Consider the following 15,865-nt stretch of genomic DNA (forward strand, 5'->3'; position numbering starts at 1 on the left):
CGCACTCTTCACCTTGTCGGCGAAGACGACGGGCGGATGCTCAGGACGCCCGCGGGAAAGCCACGAGTTCCCCCAGCGCTTGCGGGCGACCCGATCGGCCGGAAGATGCGGAAAGGCGAGCGACAGAATGCGCTGGTTCTGGATCTGCCGCAGCAGCGGCTGGTAGGGGCTCGACGGGGTAAAGGCGGCGGTCATGGGGATTCCACTCCAGGAAGAAGCCGAGCGGCGCAGGAGCCCTGCTCTTCTCGGCAATGACGTGAAAGACGGGATGGCCGATGCTGCCGCGAAGCATCGATCCATCCGGTAGAGGGCGCTCACGCGCCGGCGCCGGCTCGACGAGGAGGCGAAAGAAGGCGCTGCTGGCCTCCTCGTGTCCGGACTGGCGCAGGAGCAGAAGAGGAACGTGGCCCGCCCGTGAGCGGACATGCAGGCGCCGGCTTTCGCTGAGAGCAAGGGCAGCAGGATTGCCGCGAATTTCCAGGATGATGGCACAGAAGCTTGGAACGGAAAGCGCGGCTTCAGCGATCCAGAGCGCATCCTTCACCGTGCGTGGCAGGCTGAAGACGAGGCCGCGGACATCGAGCCCGTAAGCTTTCAGACCAAGCCCATAGGGCATGCCCGCTTCGTTGGAGGCCAGCGATTGGCTGATCCAGAGAACGGGAGCTGCCGGCTCGCCCTTTTCCAGGCGCGCCTGCTGGCAGAGCACACCGAGTGCGGCGGCAAAACCGGCGGCAGCACCAGCATCACGCGTCTCGGCATTGCGGATTTCCGTCATGCCTTCGAGCGGCAGGCCGCCTTCGAGAAGCGCGTCCAGATCCGGAACCCCGAGCGTAAGCGCCTTGCGGCCGGATTCATCTTCCTCGCGCTGACGGAAGCCGCCGGGGTCAGCCGCCTTGGCGGCGCGCACGACGCCCGGAAGTCGACGGTTTTCGATCCTGGCTATGGTCTCTCGGAGCGAAAGTACCGTCTCCCGCTGCACGGCTTTGTCGGCCATGACGGTCAACTCCCATCATAAATGTTCATGTTATGTTCTAATTGATTCCAGAGCTTGCTAAATGAGTCAACAGCCAATTCTAAGAATTTATTCCTGCCCTTATGTCTGCGGAATTCAACACTCGAAAAACAAAGGCAAAATCGCTATATGGAGGGCAACAAGGAGTGCCTATGGCCCGCATTGACCACACCGATGATTGGCGGGAACGCCACGCACCGACGCTTACCACTTTCGAACAGCTCGCGCTGGAAGCCTATGGCCACCTGCCACAGGAGTTCCGTCAGCTGACAACCGACCTCATCATCGAGGTCGCCGACTTCCCGAGCGACGATGTTTTCGAGGACATGGCGCTGGAAACGCCCTTCGACCTGCTCGGCCTCTTCGAAGGCCGCGGCATCGGCGAACGCTTCACCATGGAAACCGGTCAGTTCCCCAACCGGATCACGCTCTATCGCCGTCCGATCATCGATTATTGGGCAGAGAACGAGGAGATGCTGGGCGACATCATCACCCATGTCCTGATCCACGAGATCGGCCACCATTTCGGCCTTTCCGACGACGACATGGAACGGATCGAAGCCAGCGTCGAGCACGTCGGCGGCTAAAGCAATTCCGGGAAAGTGTGAAGCGGAGGGCAAACGCGCGGGACGGCCCGTCTACTGCTCCGACAACTTGATATCCGGGGTGTAATCCTTGCCCTCGACCTCCTTGACCACCGCCTGGCCACACTGCATGTGCTGCGTATCCGCATTGAAGGCATAGGTGGGTGAGCCGTGCAGGCTCCAGCCCTGGTTCAGCGCCGCCGTCACCTTGTGGCAGAAGGAGGCGTCGTCGGGGCCGGTCAGGAAGCGGTAGAGTTTCAAGATCTTGCCTTTCGTTTCTCGATAAGGTCCGCCTTGGTGGCAAGCGCCATGGCCTGGTCGAGGTGCAGCCGCTCGACCATGCGCCCATTAAGATTGATGACGCCCTTGCCGGTGTTTTCCGGAGCCGCGAAGGCGGCGATGATCGCGCGCGCCTCGTCGACGGCGATCTGCTCCACGCCGAAGCGCTCGTTCGCCGGGCCGATCTGGGCCGGATGGATCAGCATCTTGCCGTCATAGCCCATGTCGCGGCCCTGCCGGCATTCCTCGTCGAAACCATCAACATCGCGGAAGTCGTTGAACACGGCGTCGATGACGTCGAGCCCGCCACCCCGCGCCGCCAGCAGGATCTGCATCAGCCAGGGGACGAGAAAGGGCCGGCCTGGACGATCCGGCACGCCGGTCTCCTTGCGCAGATCGTTGAGGCCGACGACGAAGCAATCGAGCCGTCCGCCGAAGGTGCGGCCGGTCTCGGCGATAACAGGCGCGTTGATGACGCCACGCGGCGTCTCGATCATCGCCCAGAGACGCAGCGTCTCCGGCGCATCGTTCTCGGTAAGCCAGTCGGCCGCCGCCTGGATATCCGCCGGGCTTTCGACCTTCGGCAGCAGAATGGCGTCGGGGTTGGCAGAAAGTGCCGCAGCGAGGTCACCTTGGCCGAAGTCGGAGCCGATCGCATTGATGCGGATGACGATTTCGCAATCCGGCCGGCTCGCCGTCAGAAACTGCACCAGCGCCTCGCGCGCTTCCACCTTGCGCTCGGGCGCCACCGCATCCTCGAGATCGAAGATCGCGGCGTCCGTCGCGAGTTCAGCGACTTTGGCAAGTGCACGGGCATTGTCGGCCGGCACCGAGAGCACCGAGCGGCGCAGGCGCATGGGGTGATGTTCGATCGATTTGTTCATGTTTCAGTTGTGCCCGCCTTTCCTTCGTTCCGCAAGACGAGGCGAACCGCCGCACCCTTTCATAAGAGCCACCCCTTGCAAGCGGAGCTGCAAACCACCACATCGCAACCAGAAAGGTAACGATTATGCAAAGCATTCGCTCTGTCCTCTTTACGGCCGCAGCCTTGACCATCACGTTCGCGGCCTTTGTTCTGACCGCTTCGCTGGCGCTGGCACTGGCCGGCATCGCCGCCGTCGTCGTGATCGGCAGCGCCATTGCCGCCCGTCTGAACCTCAAGCCAGCCCGCGCCACGGCGCGTCCGGCCGCCGCAGGCGCCGCCCCTGGCCAGCGCGAGATGCGCATCTGGAACGACGGTCGCGGCACGATCATCGACCTCTGATCCCCAGCGATCGGGATCGATCCTCAGGCTGTGATCCGGAATCGGGCCGATCGATGATCGGCTCGCCGACCATTGCTTCCTGCAAAAGATCATAGCTCCCCAAACTGCGAAATTTTGACTGCGAAATTTTTTCCATCCCCATGTCGGATCGGGCGCGTTATCCCCGTCCTTGAGACAGGCCAGCACGGTCCTGGCTCTTCGAACAGAATGGAGAACGACATGGACATCGAAACGCAGCAAACTGAAACGAAGAAGCCGGCACCGGTTCTGAACGGTCTTCTGCCCTATCTTCAGGTCGATGGCGCCGTGAAGGCGGCCGAATTCTACACGCGGGCTTTCGGCGCCAAGGAGGTCAACCGGCATCCGGTGGACGAGCAGGGCCGGACGATGCACATCCATCTCTACATCAACGGCAGCTCGCTGATGCTGGCCGATGCCTATCCGGAATACGGCCATCCGCTCGAAAAGCCGCAGGCCTTCACCCTGACGCTCACCGTCGACGACATCGATGCCTGGTGGGACCGCGCGGTCGCCGCCGGCGCGGAAGTGGTGACGCCGGTCGAGGTGATGTTCTGGGGCGACCGCTATGGTCAGGTTCGCGATCCCTTCGGCGTTCTCTGGGCAATGAACAGCCCGGTGAAAGCAGGCTGACCCTTACCGGCGACGAAATCCGGACGGAACTTTGGGCGGGCGGGCATTTTCACCCGCCCGACGACGCGTGTTGGACAGATTTTCCTTCATTTCTGCGTAGAACTGCTCTAAACGCTACGCAACATTCTTCTGAAATCGAAGGCCTGAAGTTATGGAAAAATTCGTCAAGCTCACCGGCGTCGCAGCACCCCTCCCCGTCGTCAACATCGACACGGACATGATCATTCCGAAGGATTACCTGAAGACGATCAAGCGCACCGGCCTTGGCAAGGGCCTCTTCGCCGAAGCCCGCTACAACGAGGATGGCTCGGTCAATCCGGACTTCGTGCTCAACAAGCCCGCCTATCAGAACGCCAAGATCCTCGTTGCCGGCGACAACTTCGGCTGCGGCTCCTCGCGCGAACATGCCCCCTGGGCCCTGCTCGACTTCGGCATCCGCTGCGTGATCTCCACGTCCTTTGCCGATATCTTCTACAACAACTGTTTCAAGAACGGCATTCTGCCGATCGTCGTCAGCCAGGCCGACCTCGACAAGCTGATGGACGATGCTTCGCGCGGCTCCAACGCCATCCTTTCGGTCGACCTGGAATCCCAGGAAATCACCGGTCCGGACGGCGGTTCGATCAAGTTCGAGATCGACGCCTTCAAGCGCCACTGCCTGCTGAACGGCCTCGACGATATCGGCCTGACGCTGGAGAAGGCGACCGCCATCGACAGTTTTGAGAAGTCGGTCGGCGCCTCGCGTCCCTGGGCCTAAAGCGGGCGACATGGCGCGCAAGCTCATCTCCTCCGGTTCGCCCTTCGAAAAGACGGCAGGCTATTCGCGTGCCGTCGCGATGGGCGACTGGTGCTTCGTCTCCGGCACGACCGGCTACGACTATGCCACCATGACCATGCCCGAGACGGTGGAGGAGCAGGCGCGCAATTGCCTCAGGACGATCGAGGGCGCGCTGAAGGAAGCGGGCTTTTCGCTTTCCGACGTGGTGCGCAATCACTATTACGTCACCGATGCCAGCTTCGCCGATCGGGTGTTCCCCATCTTCGGCGAAGTCTTCGGCGAGATCCGGCCGGCCGCAACCATGATCGTCTGCGACCTGATCCGCCCGGAAATGCTGATCGAGATCGAAGTCACCGCCCTTCGCGGCTGACGCCGAGCCCCTCTGCTCGCACCATCTCCTCTCAAATCGATTCCGAATTAAGCCAATATGCGATAGTCCATAGGCATCGCTTTGCTAGTGGTCTGATTCCGACATTTGCATGCGATCTCAGCGCCCTCGAGAGCAAATGTCGGAATCTTGAGGACCACGAGTAACACTATGATGATAGTGGAATTTTCGAATTTGACATTTGAGTTGAGCGCGTGCGGAAAACGGGACTCAAATGTCAAATTCATTCCACTAGACCTATGCTGAACCGGAAGACGACCATGCAATTCGAAGGCACCGCCGACTATATCGCCGACAAGGACCTGATGATCGCCGTCAATGCTGCGATCCGGCTGGAGCGGCCGCTGCTCGTCAAGGGCGAACCCGGCACCGGCAAGACCGAGCTTGCCCGCCAGATCGCTGCCGCCCTCGATCTCGAACTCATCGAATGGAGCGTCAAGTCGACCACCAAGGCACAGCAGGGCCTCTACGAATACGACGCAGTCTCGCGCCTGCGGGACAGCCAGCTCGGCGACGAACGCGTCAACGAGGTCAAAAACTACATCCGCAAGGGCAAGCTCTGGCAGGCCTTCGAGGCGGGCCGGCGCGTGGTGCTTCTGATCGACGAGATCGACAAGGCCGATATCGAGTTTCCGAACGACCTGCTGCAGGAACTCGACCGCATGGAATTCCATGTCTACGAGACCGGCGAGATGATCAGCGCGCGCCACCGGCCGATCGTCATCATCACCTCCAACAACGAGAAGGAACTGCCGGACGCATTTCTCCGCCGCTGCTTCTTCCACTATATCCGCTTTCCCGATGCCGAAACGCTCGCCCGCATCGTCGAGGTGCACTATCCCGGCATCCGCAAGACGCTGCTTTCGGCGGCCCTTGCCGCCTTCTACGACATCCGCCAGGTGCCGGGCCTCAAGAAGAAGCCCTCCACTTCCGAAGCGCTCGACTGGATCCGGCTGCTCGTCGCCGACGAAGTCGATCCGGCCGATCTCAGGGCCGATGCCAAGACCATGCTGCCGAAGCTGCACGGCGCACTTCTGAAGAACGAGCAGGACGTCCACCTCTTCGAGCGCCTCGCCTTCATGGCGCGCCGCGACGGATGAGCCCGGACGCGCACAAGGTGCTGATCTACGCCACCTGGCAGGGCCGCCTGCTGGTCTTCGACGAGCCGGACTTTCCGGAGATCGAACTGCAGGTGCCCGGTGGCACGATGGAGCCGGGCGAGAGCCCGGAAGTCGCGGCAACGCGCGAGTTCGTCGAGGAAACAGGGTTGACGCCACCGCAGCCGCTCACGCACCTCGTCACGCAGGACTATTCTTACTGGAAGGACGGTAGAGCCATCTGCCATCGGCGACACTATTTTCACGTCGCCCTTACTGGAGAGCAGTGGCAGACATGGCTGCACCGCGAGATGACGCCGGATAGCGGCGGCCCGCCGATCCGCTTCCGCTTCTTCTGGCTCGGCATCGACGAGGCGGGGCGTCAGTTGGGATATGGAATGCGGGACGCTCTGCACTTGGTGTAAATTCGCTCCTCACCCCAGCCCCCTCGCCGCAAGCGGAGAGAGGGGACGTGCGCAGCAGCCAAGACATCACCAGAATGCTCCGCCGGTTCAACCAGGCGGTGTTGGACCGAGCGCAGGCTGGCAACCTTCCTTCTTCCCACCTGCGGGGAGAAAGTCGCGGCAGCGGAATGAGGGGTCTATCGCACCCCCGAATCGTTTTTCTTGACCCCCGCGTCCCTGTCGCGCTATCAAATTCCCCGTGGTGATTTGGCCGGCCGGCTTGCAGCCACGTTAAACAAGTCGCTAAAGGGCCGAGGAAAGTTGGATTTCCGAGGACCGGTCGCGATCAATCGCCGCCGGTTTTTTTGTATTGATCGAGTGGAAGCCCATGCCCATCAAGATTCCCGATACACTGCCCGCTTTCGAAACCCTCGTGCATGAGGGCGTGCGGGTGATGACCGAGACCGTGGCGATCCGTCAGGATATTCGCCCGCTCCAGATCGGGCTTCTGAACCTCATGCCCAACAAGATCAAGACCGAGATCCAGATGGCGCGCCTGATCGGCGCCTCGCCGCTGCAGGTGGAACTGTCGCTGGTGCGCATCGGTGCCCATCGCGCGAAGAACACCTCGGAAGATCACCTGCTCTCCTTCTACGAGACCTGGGACGAGGTGAAGGGCCGCAAGTTCGATGGCTTCATCATCACCGGCGCGCCGGTCGAGACGCTGGAATACGAGGACGTCACCTATTGGGAAGAGCTGAAGCAGATCTTCGACTGGACGGCGACCAACGTGCATTCGACGCTCAATGTCTGCTGGGGCGCGATGGCGGCGATCTACCATTTCCACGGCGTGCCGAAATACCCGCTCGCCGAGAAGGCCTTCGGCGTCTACCGTCACCAGAATCTCAACCGCTCCTCCGTCTATCTCAACGGCTTCTCCGACGACTTCGCCGTCCCGGTCTCGCGCTGGACCGAGGTCCGGCGCGCCGACATCGACAAGGTGCCGAGCCTCGAAATCCTGATGGAATCGAAGGAGATGGGCGTCTGCCTCGTGCACGAGAAAAAGGGCAACCGGCTCTACATGTTCAACCACGTGGAGTATGATTCCACCTCGTTGTCGGACGAATACTTCCGGGACGTGGATGCCGGCGTGCCGATCAAGTTGCCGCACGACTATTTCCCGCACAACGACTCGACCCTGCCGCCGCAGAACCGCTGGCGCAGCCATGCGCATCTCTTCTTCGGCAACTGGATCAACGAGATGTACCAGACGACGCCCTACGATCTCTCGGAGATCGGCACCGGAGAAAACTGAGGCTTAGCGGATGTTCGTCCCCTTCTTCCTCGAACTCAAGGCAGCGAAGGTCCCGGTGACGCTCCGGGAATTCCTGTCCCTGATCGAGGGGCTGGAGGCGGGTATCGCCGCCTTCGACGTCGAAGCCTTCTACTACCTGGCGCGCACGGCGCTGGTGAAGGACGAGCGCCATATCGACCGTTTCGACCGGGTGTTCCAGCATTGCTTTTCCGGTCTGGAAGCGGTCAATCCGATGGAAGCGGGTGAAGAAGCCGTCATCCCCGAGGACTGGCTGCGCAAGCTCGCGGAAAAGCACCTGACCGAGGAAGAAAAGCGCCTGATCGAAGCGCTCGGCGGTTTCGACAAGCTGATGGAGACCTTGCGCCAGCGGCTGCGCGAACAGCAGGGCCGGCACCAGGGCGGCTCGAAATGGATCGGCACCGCCGGCACCTCCCCCTTCGGCGCCTATGGCTACAATCCCGAAGGTATAAGGATCGGCCAGGACCAGTCGCGCCATCGCCGCGCGGTCAAAGTCTGGGACCGACGCGAGTTTAGAGATTATGACGACACCGTCGAACTCGGCACCCGCAACATCAAGGTGGCGCTGAAAAGGCTGCGGCGCTGGGTGCGCCAGGGCGCTGCCGACGAGTTCGACCTTTCCGGCACGATCCGCGCCACCGCCGAGCACGGCTATCTCGACGTGGTGACGCGGCCCGAGCGCCGCAATGCCGTGAAGCTTTTGATGTTCTTCGATGTCGGCGGATCGATGGACGATCACATCCGCATCGTCGAGGAGCTGTTCTCTGCCGCCCGCGGTGAGTTCCGCCACATGGAGCATTTCTACTTCCACAATTGCATCTACGAGGGCCTGTGGAAGGACAACCGGCGCCGGCGCGCCGACATCACCCGCACGACGGAAGTGCTGCGCACCTTCGGCGGCGACTATCGCGCGATCTTCGTCGGCGACGCCTCGATGAGTCCATACGAGATCAGCCATCCCGGCGGCTCGGTCGAGCATTGGAACGACGAGGCCGGCGCGCTCTGGCTCTCGCGCATGACGGCACATTTCCCGCGCTCGATCTGGCTCAATCCCGTGCCCGAGCAGCACTGGGGCTACACCCAGTCGATCGCCATGGTGAGAAAGCTGTTCGAAGGGCGGATGTTCCCTTTGACGCTCGCCGGCCTGCAGGACGCCACCAAGCAATTATCCCGCTGAAATGACGGCGATATCCTGCAGCGCCGCGTGTCTTTCAGAGCACCCCAGGGTCGCCGTGGCCCTGCACTGAGATTTCCGGTTGCCGCATCCTCGGAAATGACGCAGGTTGCTGCGGTCGCGAAGAGGGAGCCAGCGGTGAATATGCATCAGAACACGGAAATCTTCGGCCACCTGCCATCCGGCGAGCCGGTCCATCGTGTGGTGCTCTCCGGCGGCGGACTTACAGCGCATGTGCTGACCTGGGGCTCTGTGATCCAGGATCTGCGGCTGGAAGGCCATGAGCCGCCGCTGGTGCTCGGTTTCAGCGATCTCGAAGGCTATCTCGCCCATTCGCCCTATCTCGGCGCCACGCCCGGACGCTGCGCCAACCGAATCGGAAACGGACGCTTCACCCTCGACGGCGAGGCCTATCAGCTCGAATTGAACGAGAAGGGCGTCACGCACCTGCATGGCGGCAGCGACAACATCGGTAAGCGCAACTGGACGATCACCCGCCAGACGGCGGACAGCGTCACGCTTGTCATCACCGATCCGGACGGACGCGCCGGCTATCCGGGCAATTGTCAGGTCACCTGCACCTACGCGCTGAAGCCCGGTGGCGTTTTGAGCGTCGTCTACGAGACCGAGACCGACCGGCCGACGCTCGCCAATGTCTGCCAGCACAGCTATTTCAATCTCGACGGCAGCGCCGACGCGCTCGGCCACGACATCATGATCGCTGCCGACCATTATCTGCCGACCAACGAACGGCAGATCCCGACAGGCGAGATCCGTGCGGTCGAGGGCACCGCCTTCGATCTCCGGGAAATGACGCCGCTTCGCCGCCAGACCGAAGGTGAGCGCATCGCCTACGACCACAATTTCTGTCTTTCGAACCAGCCCATGGCGAAACACTCGGTGGCGCTGGCCCGCAGCATCAATTCCGGCGTCACGCTCGAAGTGCTGACGACGGAGCCCGGCGTGCAGCTTTATACCGGCGCGAAGCTCAATATCCCCGTCCCCGGCCTCGAGGGCCGCCGCTACGGCCCCTTCGCCGGTTTCTGCCTGGAAACCCAGATCTGGCCGGACGCCGTCAACCATGCCGGCTTCCCGAGCGCGGTGCTTCGCCCCGGCGAGAACCGCCGGCAGGAGACGGATTATGTCTTCATGAAGAGCTGAGTGCGGCCCGCACGGGCGCTGGCGATCTATCGATCTATAGGAGTGGAAGGGAGCGAGCGGCCCAACGGACCGGCGTCGTGTTCGGCACGTGTTCGCACGGCGCTGCAGCCGGCCTCGAAGTGCAACGAGCCTTACGGCAAAGGCCGTCTCATTTCCAAAACAATTATGAAATGAAGTGGTTGGGAGAAATTGGAGCGGGTGAGGCGATTCGAACGCCCGACCCCAACCTTGGCAAGGTTGTGCTCTACCCCTGAGCTACACCCGCTCATTTTCCGCGGCCCGGGGGTAGTCGGTGGACCGTGGCGTCGACGCTGTCTTGCGGCGACGGGCGGTATATGGCCTAAGCGATTTTGGAATGCAACAGGGAAATGACGAGAAATCGAATATTTTTTTGGAGACCTCCCGCAAAGCCCGGAAATGCCGCGTTTTCGGTCATCGTCGCCGCCTGTGAGATTGCGCGCTGACGGGCTTCTCCCCTAAAGCAGGATCGAAAACGAACGCCCAAGGGATGAGAATCATGAGTGAATCACAGCCAAAGACCGCCGAAGACCTCTTTCGTTTTCTCGACGGACTTGGGATCGAGCATAAAACCAAGAACCATGAGCCGGTATTCACCGTCGCCGAATTGGTGGCGCTGCGTGATGAGATCCCCGGCGGCCACACGAAAAACCTTTTCGTGAAGGACAAGACGGACAACTATTTCCTGCTCACCGTCGAGGAGCATGCGACAGTGGACCTGAAGACCGTTCACCAGGTGATCGGTGCGGCGAGCCGGGTCTCCTTCGGCAAGCCGGAAAAGCTGATGGAATATCTGGGCGTCATTCCGGGAGCCGTCACCGCCTTCGGCGCGATCAACGACACCGGCGGCAACGTCAAGATGATCCTCGACGAGGAGTTGATGAAGTTCGACATCGTCAACTGCCATCCGCTCTCGAATGACGCGACGACCTCGATTGCGTCCAGGGATCTGCTGCGCTTCATGGAAGCGACCGGACACGAACCGCTTGTCTTGAAAGTCACGGCCTGACATACGATCTTTGGCGCGAATGCAGTAAGCCGGCCGGCGAGCCGGCGAGGAGAGAAGAATGACGGGCAGCGACAATCCCTATGCAGGGTCTTTCGGCACTCAGATGACGGGCTCGGCCTCCTTCGGCAAGCCGGCGGCCGCGTCGAACGGTGACCTGATCAAGGAAACCACCACCGCCAACTTTGCCAAGGACGTGCTCGAGGCCTCCCGCCAGCAGCCGGTTCTCGTCGATTTCTGGGCACCCTGGTGCGGCCCCTGCAAGCAGCTCACGCCGGTCATCGAAAAGGTGGTCACGGAAGCCGCGGGCCGCGTCAAGCTCGTCAAGATGAACATCGACGATCATCCTTCGATCGCCGGCCAGCTCGGCATCCAGTCGATCCCCGCCGTCATCGCCTTCGTCGGCGGACGACCGGTCGACGGCTTCATGGGCGCGGTGCCGGAAAGCCAGATCAAGCAATTCATCGAAAAGATCGCCGGCCCCGCCGTCGACGACAGCAAGGCCGAGATCGAAGCCGTACTCACCGATGCCAAGGCGCTGCTCGATGCCGGCGATGCCCAGAACGCCGCAGGCCTCTACGGCGCCGTGCTTCAGGCCGACCCCGAAAATGTCGTGGCGATCGCCGGCATGGTCGATTGCATGATCACCCTCGGCCAGCTCGCCGAAGCCCGAGAGGCTCTTTCCGGCCTGCCGGAAGATCTCGCCAAGGACGCGGGCATTGCAGCGATCGGCAAGAAACTCGACCAGATCGAAGAAGCCCGCAAGCTTGGCGATCCCGACGAGTTCGAGCGGCGCCTTGCGGCAAACCCCGACGATCACGAGGCGCGCATGCTGCTTGCCAAGATCCGCAACGTCGAAGGCGACCGGACGGCTGCCGCCGACCACCTGCTGACGATCATGAAGCGCGATCGCGGCTTCGAGGACGACGGCGCCCGGCGCGAACTCCTGTCCTTCTTCGAGGTCTGGGGACCGAAGGATCCGGCAACGGTCGCCGCGCGACGCAAGCTCTCGTCGATCCTGTTCTCCTGAACCGTCGGGCATTGCTTAGATATTCGGGCATTGCTCAGGTATAAAGGGCGCCATCGGTGCCCTTTTTTATGCGTACCTGATCACGATCCGCATTCACTCATGAAGATCGATGTGCGTGTCTCTTGAGATTTTTGGGGAATGCACCATCTTTTGGTCTGGTGACCACGCTTCCTTGGCGGGGCAAGAGCGGATACCTTCAGGGTCTATCGGAACATGCACGTCGGAAATGCACGCTATCTCGGTCCTCAGGACTTGCCGGAGATCATTCCGGTGTTTCCGCTGACCGGTGCCTTGCTGCTTCCCGGTGCCCAGCTTCCGCTCAACATCTTCGAGCCGCGCTATCTCGCGATGCTCGATGACGCGCTTTCCGGCAACCGCCTGATCGGCATCGTGCAGCCTTCCTTCTGCGAAGGCCGAAACGAGACGGCCACCGGCCCGACGCAGGCGCTCTGCGAGGTCGGTTGCATCGGCCGCATCACCTCCTTCGCCGAGACCGGCGACGGCCGCTACATCACCTCGCTCACCGGGGTCTGCCGCTACCGGCTGTTTTCGGAGGTCGGCGGCACGCGCGGTTACCGCCGTTTCCGCATCGGCCCCTTTGCCGCCGATCTCGAGAACCGCGATGATGAAACCCTCGTCGACCGGGCGGCTCTGCTTGCCGCCTTCAAGGCCTATCTCGAAGCCAACAAGCTCAAGGCCGATTGGGAAAGCGTCGAACGGGCGAGCAACCGCACCCTGGTCAATTCCATGGCGATGATGTCGCCCTATGGCCCCGCCGAAAAACAGGCGCTGCTCGAAGCACCCGACCTCAAGACACGCGCGGAAACCCTGATCGCCATCACCGAGATCGTGCTCGCGCGCGACTTCGGCGATATGGACAGCATCCTGCAGTGAAGCGAGCGACGGATCATGGATATCAACGCCAGCAAGGTCGACCCGAAACTGCTTGAGCTGCTCGTCTGCCCGCTGACGAAGGGCCGCTTGAGCTACCACGCCGAAGCCAACGAACTCGTCTCGGAAAAGGCCCGCCTCGCCTATCCGATCCGCGACGGCGTGCCGATCATGCTGGTCTCGGAAGCGCGCAAGATCGAGGATTGAGGTCGCACGGCTCGGCCGATTTGACGAACGCGAGATTTCGCAGTTGCCCTCATCGGCCTGCCGGCCACCTTCTCCCCGAAGGGCGGGGAGAAGGAAACGCGTGGCGCGCTCGCACCTGAAAAGTCAAACCGCCGCTTGCTTGCTGTCTGGTCGCGCATGGCGGCGACGCAAAGAGTAGATCTCGTCCCCTCTCCCTGCCTGCGGGGAGAGGGTTAGGGTGAGGGGCAATCCCAAGGTCGCTGTTCAGATCGGCTGACCCGACAGCAGCCGCGGATCGGTCTCACCGGCGATGCCGGCGGCCTGGCGGATGAAGAAATTCTTCAGCGACGGCAAGCGATCGACGATACCGAGGCCGAAATCGCGGGCGATACGGACCGGGGTGATGTCGTTGGAAAACAGCCGGTTGAGCACGTCGGTCGTCACCCCCATGCGGAAGGTGTCGAAACGCCGCCAGCTCTGGTAGCGCTCGAGCACGGCGAGCGAGCCGATGTCGAGCCCGAGGCGGTCCGCCTCGACGATCGTTTCCGCCAGAGCGGCGACGTCCTTGAAGCCGAGATTGAGCCCCTGTCCCGAGATCGGATGAATACCGTGGGCCGCATCGCCGGCAAGGGCAAAGCGCGGCTTGACGAAATCGCGGGCGAGCGTCAGGCCGAGCGGAAAGGCCCGCCGTCCGCCGACCACCTTCAGATGCCCGAGCTTGTGGCCAAAACGGCGCTCCAGCTCCTCTTCGAACAGGAAATCGTCGCCCTTGACCAGCCGTTCGGCGTCCTCGGTGCGCTCGGTCCAGACCAGTGACGAGCGATTGTTCTTGAGCGGCAGCGTCGCAAACGGACCGGCCGGCAGGAAATGCTCCTCCGCCGTGCCGTCGTGCGGCCGCTCGTGCTCGACCGTCGTGACGATGCCGGACTGACCGTAGTCGAACTCGACCGTCTTGATGCCGGCGGCATCACGCAGCTTGGAGCGCACGCCGTCACAGGCCACAAGCAGGCGCGCTTCCAGCTTTTCGCCGCCGGCAAGCGTGACGTCGACCGCATGGTCGCCGCTCTTGAAGCTTTCGACCATCGTCGACTGGCGATTGACGACGCCGAGTTCCTCGCATGCTCCGCGCAGCGCGCCGACCATCGCCGTGTTCGGCACCATGTGGGCGAAGGGCCGGCCATCGCCGCCGTCGCCATCAAAGGTCAGGAACACCGGGCGCACCGGATCGGCCGCCTTCGAATCGGTAATCACCATCCGGCGGATCGGCTCCGCCTCCGGCGCGATCTGATCCCAGACCCCGAGCACGTCGAGCATGCGCTCGGCAGCCGACGCAACCGCCGAGGCGCGCTGGTCCTTCTTCCAGGCGCCTTCCGGCGCGCCGTCGATGACCATAACGCTCAGATGCGGCGCGGCCTTCTTCAGGGAAACGGCGAGCGAAAGGCCGACATAGCCGCCACCGGCAATCAAGACATCGAGCATCCGCTTTCTCCCGTCGCACTTGAGCATCGTTTTATGTCTATATAGATCAATGCCATCGACGTTCCTACCATCGGAGACTGCCGAAATGTCGCGCCCCACCGACACCGCCACGCCCATGGATGCGCTGCTTGCCATTCTCGATCTCGAGAAGCTGGAGGAAAACCTGTTCCGGGGCTTGAGCCCGCAGGTCGGCTGGCAGCGCGTGTTCGGCGGCCAGGTCATCGGCCAGGCGCTGGTGGCGGCCCAGCGGACCGTCGACGCCGACCGCTTCGTCCATTCGCTGCACGCCTATTTCATGCGGCCGGGCGATCCGTCGGTGCCGATCATCTACGAGGTCGACCGTATCCGCGACGGCTTCGAGCTTCGCCACCCGCCGTGTGGTCGCCATTCAGCACGGCAAGGCGATCTTCTCGATGTCCGCCTCGTTCCAGTACGACGAGGACGGGTTCGACCACCAGATCGAGATGCCGAAGCTGCCGATGCCCGAGACCTTGCCGGGCGAACAGGAACTGAAGGAGAAATTCCTCGTCCATGCGCCGGAAGCGATCCGGCGCTACTGGGAGCGGCCGCGGCCGATCGAAATCCGCCCGGCCTCGCTGCACCACTATTTTACCCGCGACGACGGCAAGCCGATCCAGGACGTTTGGGTCAAGGCGGTCGGCACCGTTCCGGACGAGCGCCATATCCAGGCGGCCATCCTTGCCTATCTCTCCGACATGACCCTGCTCGACACCTCGCTCTATGCGCACGGCACTTCGGTCTTCGATCGGAACCTGCAGGTCGCAAGCCTCGATCACGCCATGTGGTTCCATCGTCCCTGCAAGATGGACGACTGGCTGCTCTATACCCAGGACAGTCCGAGTGCACATGGTGCCCGCGGGATGACCAGAGGCAGCCTTTTTACGCGTTCCGGCGTGCTGATCGCCTCTGTCGCCCAGGAAGGGCTGATCCGGAAAAAGGCATCTGAATAGAAAACAAGCAGATTCTATAATCTGCCTATTTTTTGACCTTCTAAATTGACGATTTTCTATTGCACCGCAGCATCCGTGCTGCGGCTTTCGTTTTTCCCGTTGTTTTTCATTTGCTTAGCTCAAGCGTCTGAATCTGGCACGCCCCTTGAATGTCATTGT

General features: G+C 62.1%; 18 protein-coding genes, 1 tRNA gene, 1 pseudogene and 1 riboswitch. Of the genes and pseudogenes, 15 read left to right on the top strand and 5 right to left on the bottom strand.

The features are described from left to right. Positions 1-40: 40 nt before the first annotated feature. Entirely contained in the window at positions 41-994 is a 954-nt protein-coding gene (locus AC1Z3V_RS16235; RefSeq protein WP_483500387.1) for an ImuA family protein, read from the bottom strand. Positions 995-1,164: 170 nt separating this feature from the next. On the opposite strand from AC1Z3V_RS16235, the gene AC1Z3V_RS16240 reads away from it, so the two are divergent. After that, positions 1,165-1,599: a metallopeptidase family protein gene (locus AC1Z3V_RS16240; protein ID WP_483500389.1), complete on the top strand. Its 435-nt coding sequence runs from the start codon at positions 1,165-1,167 to the stop codon at positions 1,597-1,599. 51 nt (positions 1,600-1,650) lie between these two features. Here AC1Z3V_RS16240 and AC1Z3V_RS16245 read toward each other — a convergent pair whose 3' ends face one another. Both AC1Z3V_RS16245 and AC1Z3V_RS16250 read right to left on the bottom strand, forming a co-directional pair. Then, complete coding sequence (locus AC1Z3V_RS16245; protein ID WP_247959428.1) at positions 1,651-1,857, bottom strand: DUF1737 domain-containing protein; 207 nt, start codon at positions 1,855-1,857, stop codon at positions 1,651-1,653. Next, entirely contained in the window at positions 1,854-2,759 is a 906-nt protein-coding gene (locus tag AC1Z3V_RS16250; protein WP_483500391.1) for an HpcH/HpaI aldolase/citrate lyase family protein, read from the bottom strand. Before AC1Z3V_RS16250 ends, AC1Z3V_RS16245 begins: the two co-directional genes overlap by 4 nt. A gap of 125 nt (positions 2,760-2,884) precedes the next feature. Here AC1Z3V_RS16250 and AC1Z3V_RS16255 point away from each other — a divergent pair, with 125 nt between their 5' ends. The 9 genes from AC1Z3V_RS16255 (at position 2,885) to AC1Z3V_RS16295 (ending at position 10,125) form a co-directional block, all read left to right on the top strand. Beyond that, a complete protein-coding gene (locus AC1Z3V_RS16255) occupies positions 2,885-3,139 on the top strand; it encodes a hypothetical protein (protein WP_483500393.1) in 255 nt (84 codons plus the stop codon). Positions 3,140-3,358: 219 nt separating this feature from the next. After that, the gene (locus AC1Z3V_RS16260; RefSeq protein WP_429814794.1) at positions 3,359-3,790 is read left to right on the top strand and encodes a VOC family protein; all 432 of its coding nucleotides are present in this window, start codon (positions 3,359-3,361) and stop codon (positions 3,788-3,790) included. A 151-nt stretch (positions 3,791-3,941) separates the two neighbouring features. Then, positions 3,942-4,547: a 3-isopropylmalate dehydratase small subunit gene (gene leuD / locus AC1Z3V_RS16265; protein ID WP_429814791.1), complete on the top strand. Its 606-nt coding sequence runs from the start codon at positions 3,942-3,944 to the stop codon at positions 4,545-4,547. Between the two features lie 10 nt (positions 4,548-4,557). Further along, positions 4,558-4,938, top strand: coding sequence for a RidA family protein (locus AC1Z3V_RS16270; protein ID WP_247959425.1), 381 nt, complete (start codon positions 4,558-4,560; stop codon positions 4,936-4,938). Positions 4,939-5,216: 278 nt separating this feature from the next. Then, positions 5,217-6,056, top strand: coding sequence for an AAA family ATPase (locus tag AC1Z3V_RS16275; protein WP_483500395.1), 840 nt, complete (start codon positions 5,217-5,219; stop codon positions 6,054-6,056). Continuing rightward, positions 6,053-6,478 (top strand): NUDIX hydrolase, encoded by a 426-nt coding sequence (locus tag AC1Z3V_RS16280; RefSeq protein ID WP_483500397.1) that lies wholly within the window; start codon positions 6,053-6,055, stop codon positions 6,476-6,478. Before AC1Z3V_RS16275 ends, AC1Z3V_RS16280 begins: the two co-directional genes overlap by 4 nt. Positions 6,479-6,706: 228 nt before the next feature. Continuing rightward, positions 6,707-6,784, top strand: a riboswitch (SAM riboswitch). 61 nt (positions 6,785-6,845) lie between these two features. Next, positions 6,846-7,772 (top strand): homoserine O-acetyltransferase MetA, encoded by a 927-nt coding sequence (gene metA, locus AC1Z3V_RS16285; protein WP_429814782.1) that lies wholly within the window; start codon positions 6,846-6,848, stop codon positions 7,770-7,772. Positions 7,773-7,782: 10 nt separating this feature from the next. After that, positions 7,783-8,967, top strand: a complete 1,185-nt coding sequence (locus tag AC1Z3V_RS16290) for a vWA domain-containing protein (RefSeq protein WP_483500399.1) — start codon at positions 7,783-7,785, stop codon at positions 8,965-8,967. A gap of 141 nt (positions 8,968-9,108) precedes the next feature. Next, complete coding sequence (locus tag AC1Z3V_RS16295) at positions 9,109-10,125, top strand: aldose epimerase family protein (protein ID WP_483504098.1); 1,017 nt, start codon at positions 9,109-9,111, stop codon at positions 10,123-10,125. A 190-nt stretch (positions 10,126-10,315) separates the two neighbouring features. Here AC1Z3V_RS16295 and AC1Z3V_RS16300 read toward each other — a convergent pair. Further along, a tRNA-Gly gene (locus tag AC1Z3V_RS16300) sits at positions 10,316-10,390 on the bottom strand. A 252-nt stretch (positions 10,391-10,642) separates the two neighbouring features. On the opposite strand from AC1Z3V_RS16300, the gene AC1Z3V_RS16305 reads away from it, so the two are divergent. The 4 genes from AC1Z3V_RS16305 to AC1Z3V_RS16320 all read left to right on the top strand — a co-directional run bounded on the left by AC1Z3V_RS16305 (position 10,643) and on the right by AC1Z3V_RS16320 (position 13,277). Then, the gene (locus AC1Z3V_RS16305) at positions 10,643-11,152 is read left to right on the top strand and encodes a prolyl-tRNA synthetase associated domain-containing protein (protein WP_483500400.1); all 510 of its coding nucleotides are present in this window, start codon (positions 10,643-10,645) and stop codon (positions 11,150-11,152) included. Positions 11,153-11,210: 58 nt separating this feature from the next. Continuing rightward, a complete protein-coding gene (trxA, locus tag AC1Z3V_RS16310; protein WP_483500402.1) occupies positions 11,211-12,179 on the top strand; it encodes a thioredoxin in 969 nt (322 codons plus the stop codon). A gap of 213 nt (positions 12,180-12,392) precedes the next feature. After that, positions 12,393-13,073 (top strand): LON peptidase substrate-binding domain-containing protein, encoded by a 681-nt coding sequence (locus tag AC1Z3V_RS16315; RefSeq protein ID WP_429814771.1) that lies wholly within the window; start codon positions 12,393-12,395, stop codon positions 13,071-13,073. Between the two features lie 15 nt (positions 13,074-13,088). After that, positions 13,089-13,277, top strand: coding sequence for a Trm112 family protein (locus tag AC1Z3V_RS16320; RefSeq protein ID WP_043626122.1), 189 nt, complete (start codon positions 13,089-13,091; stop codon positions 13,275-13,277). A 243-nt stretch (positions 13,278-13,520) separates the two neighbouring features. On the opposite strand, the gene AC1Z3V_RS16325 is transcribed toward AC1Z3V_RS16320, so the two are convergent. Then, positions 13,521-14,735, bottom strand: a complete 1,215-nt coding sequence (locus AC1Z3V_RS16325; RefSeq protein ID WP_483500404.1) for a ubiquinone biosynthesis hydroxylase — start codon at positions 14,733-14,735, stop codon at positions 13,521-13,523. A gap of 85 nt (positions 14,736-14,820) precedes the next feature. Between AC1Z3V_RS16325 and tesB the strand changes: the two are divergent. After that, positions 14,821-15,706: pseudogene (tesB, locus tag AC1Z3V_RS16330) on the top strand (acyl-CoA thioesterase II). Positions 15,707-15,865 lie beyond the last annotated feature (159 nt).

This window comes from Ensifer sp. 38_S197 (assembly GCF_056924495.1).

Bases quoted from the DNA above. Each gene is read 5' to 3' on its own strand.
- AC1Z3V_RS16320 (WP_043626122.1), top strand. From the start codon at position 13,089: ATGGATATCAACGCCAGCAAGGTCGACCCGAAACTGCTTGAGCTGCTC.
- AC1Z3V_RS16315 (WP_429814771.1), top strand. From the start codon at position 12,393: ATGCACGTCGGAAATGCACGCTATCTCGGTCCTCAGGACTTGCCGGAG.
- AC1Z3V_RS16255 (WP_483500393.1), top strand. From the start codon at position 2,885: ATGCAAAGCATTCGCTCTGTCCTCTTTACGGCCGCAGCCTTGACCATC.
- AC1Z3V_RS16270 (WP_247959425.1), top strand. From the start codon at position 4,558: ATGGCGCGCAAGCTCATCTCCTCCGGTTCGCCCTTCGAAAAGACGGCA.
- AC1Z3V_RS16250 (WP_483500391.1), bottom strand. From the start codon at position 2,759: ATGAACAAATCGATCGAACATCACCCCATGCGCCTGCGCCGCTCGGTG.
- AC1Z3V_RS16240 (WP_483500389.1), top strand. From the start codon at position 1,165: ATGGCCCGCATTGACCACACCGATGATTGGCGGGAACGCCACGCACCG.
- AC1Z3V_RS16280 (WP_483500397.1), top strand. From the start codon at position 6,053: ATGAGCCCGGACGCGCACAAGGTGCTGATCTACGCCACCTGGCAGGGC.
- AC1Z3V_RS16235 (WP_483500387.1), bottom strand. From the start codon at position 994: ATGGCCGACAAAGCCGTGCAGCGGGAGACGGTACTTTCGCTCCGAGAG.
- AC1Z3V_RS16305 (WP_483500400.1), top strand. From the start codon at position 10,643: ATGAGTGAATCACAGCCAAAGACCGCCGAAGACCTCTTTCGTTTTCTC.
- AC1Z3V_RS16325 (WP_483500404.1), bottom strand. From the start codon at position 14,735: ATGCTCGATGTCTTGATTGCCGGTGGCGGCTATGTCGGCCTTTCGCTC.
- trxA (WP_483500402.1), top strand. From the start codon at position 11,211: ATGACGGGCAGCGACAATCCCTATGCAGGGTCTTTCGGCACTCAGATG.
- AC1Z3V_RS16295 (WP_483504098.1), top strand. From the start codon at position 9,109: ATGCATCAGAACACGGAAATCTTCGGCCACCTGCCATCCGGCGAGCCG.
- metA (WP_429814782.1), top strand. From the start codon at position 6,846: ATGCCCATCAAGATTCCCGATACACTGCCCGCTTTCGAAACCCTCGTG.
- AC1Z3V_RS16290 (WP_483500399.1), top strand. From the start codon at position 7,783: ATGTTCGTCCCCTTCTTCCTCGAACTCAAGGCAGCGAAGGTCCCGGTG.
- AC1Z3V_RS16275 (WP_483500395.1), top strand. From the start codon at position 5,217: ATGCAATTCGAAGGCACCGCCGACTATATCGCCGACAAGGACCTGATG.
- AC1Z3V_RS16260 (WP_429814794.1), top strand. From the start codon at position 3,359: ATGGACATCGAAACGCAGCAAACTGAAACGAAGAAGCCGGCACCGGTT.
- leuD (WP_429814791.1), top strand. From the start codon at position 3,942: ATGGAAAAATTCGTCAAGCTCACCGGCGTCGCAGCACCCCTCCCCGTC.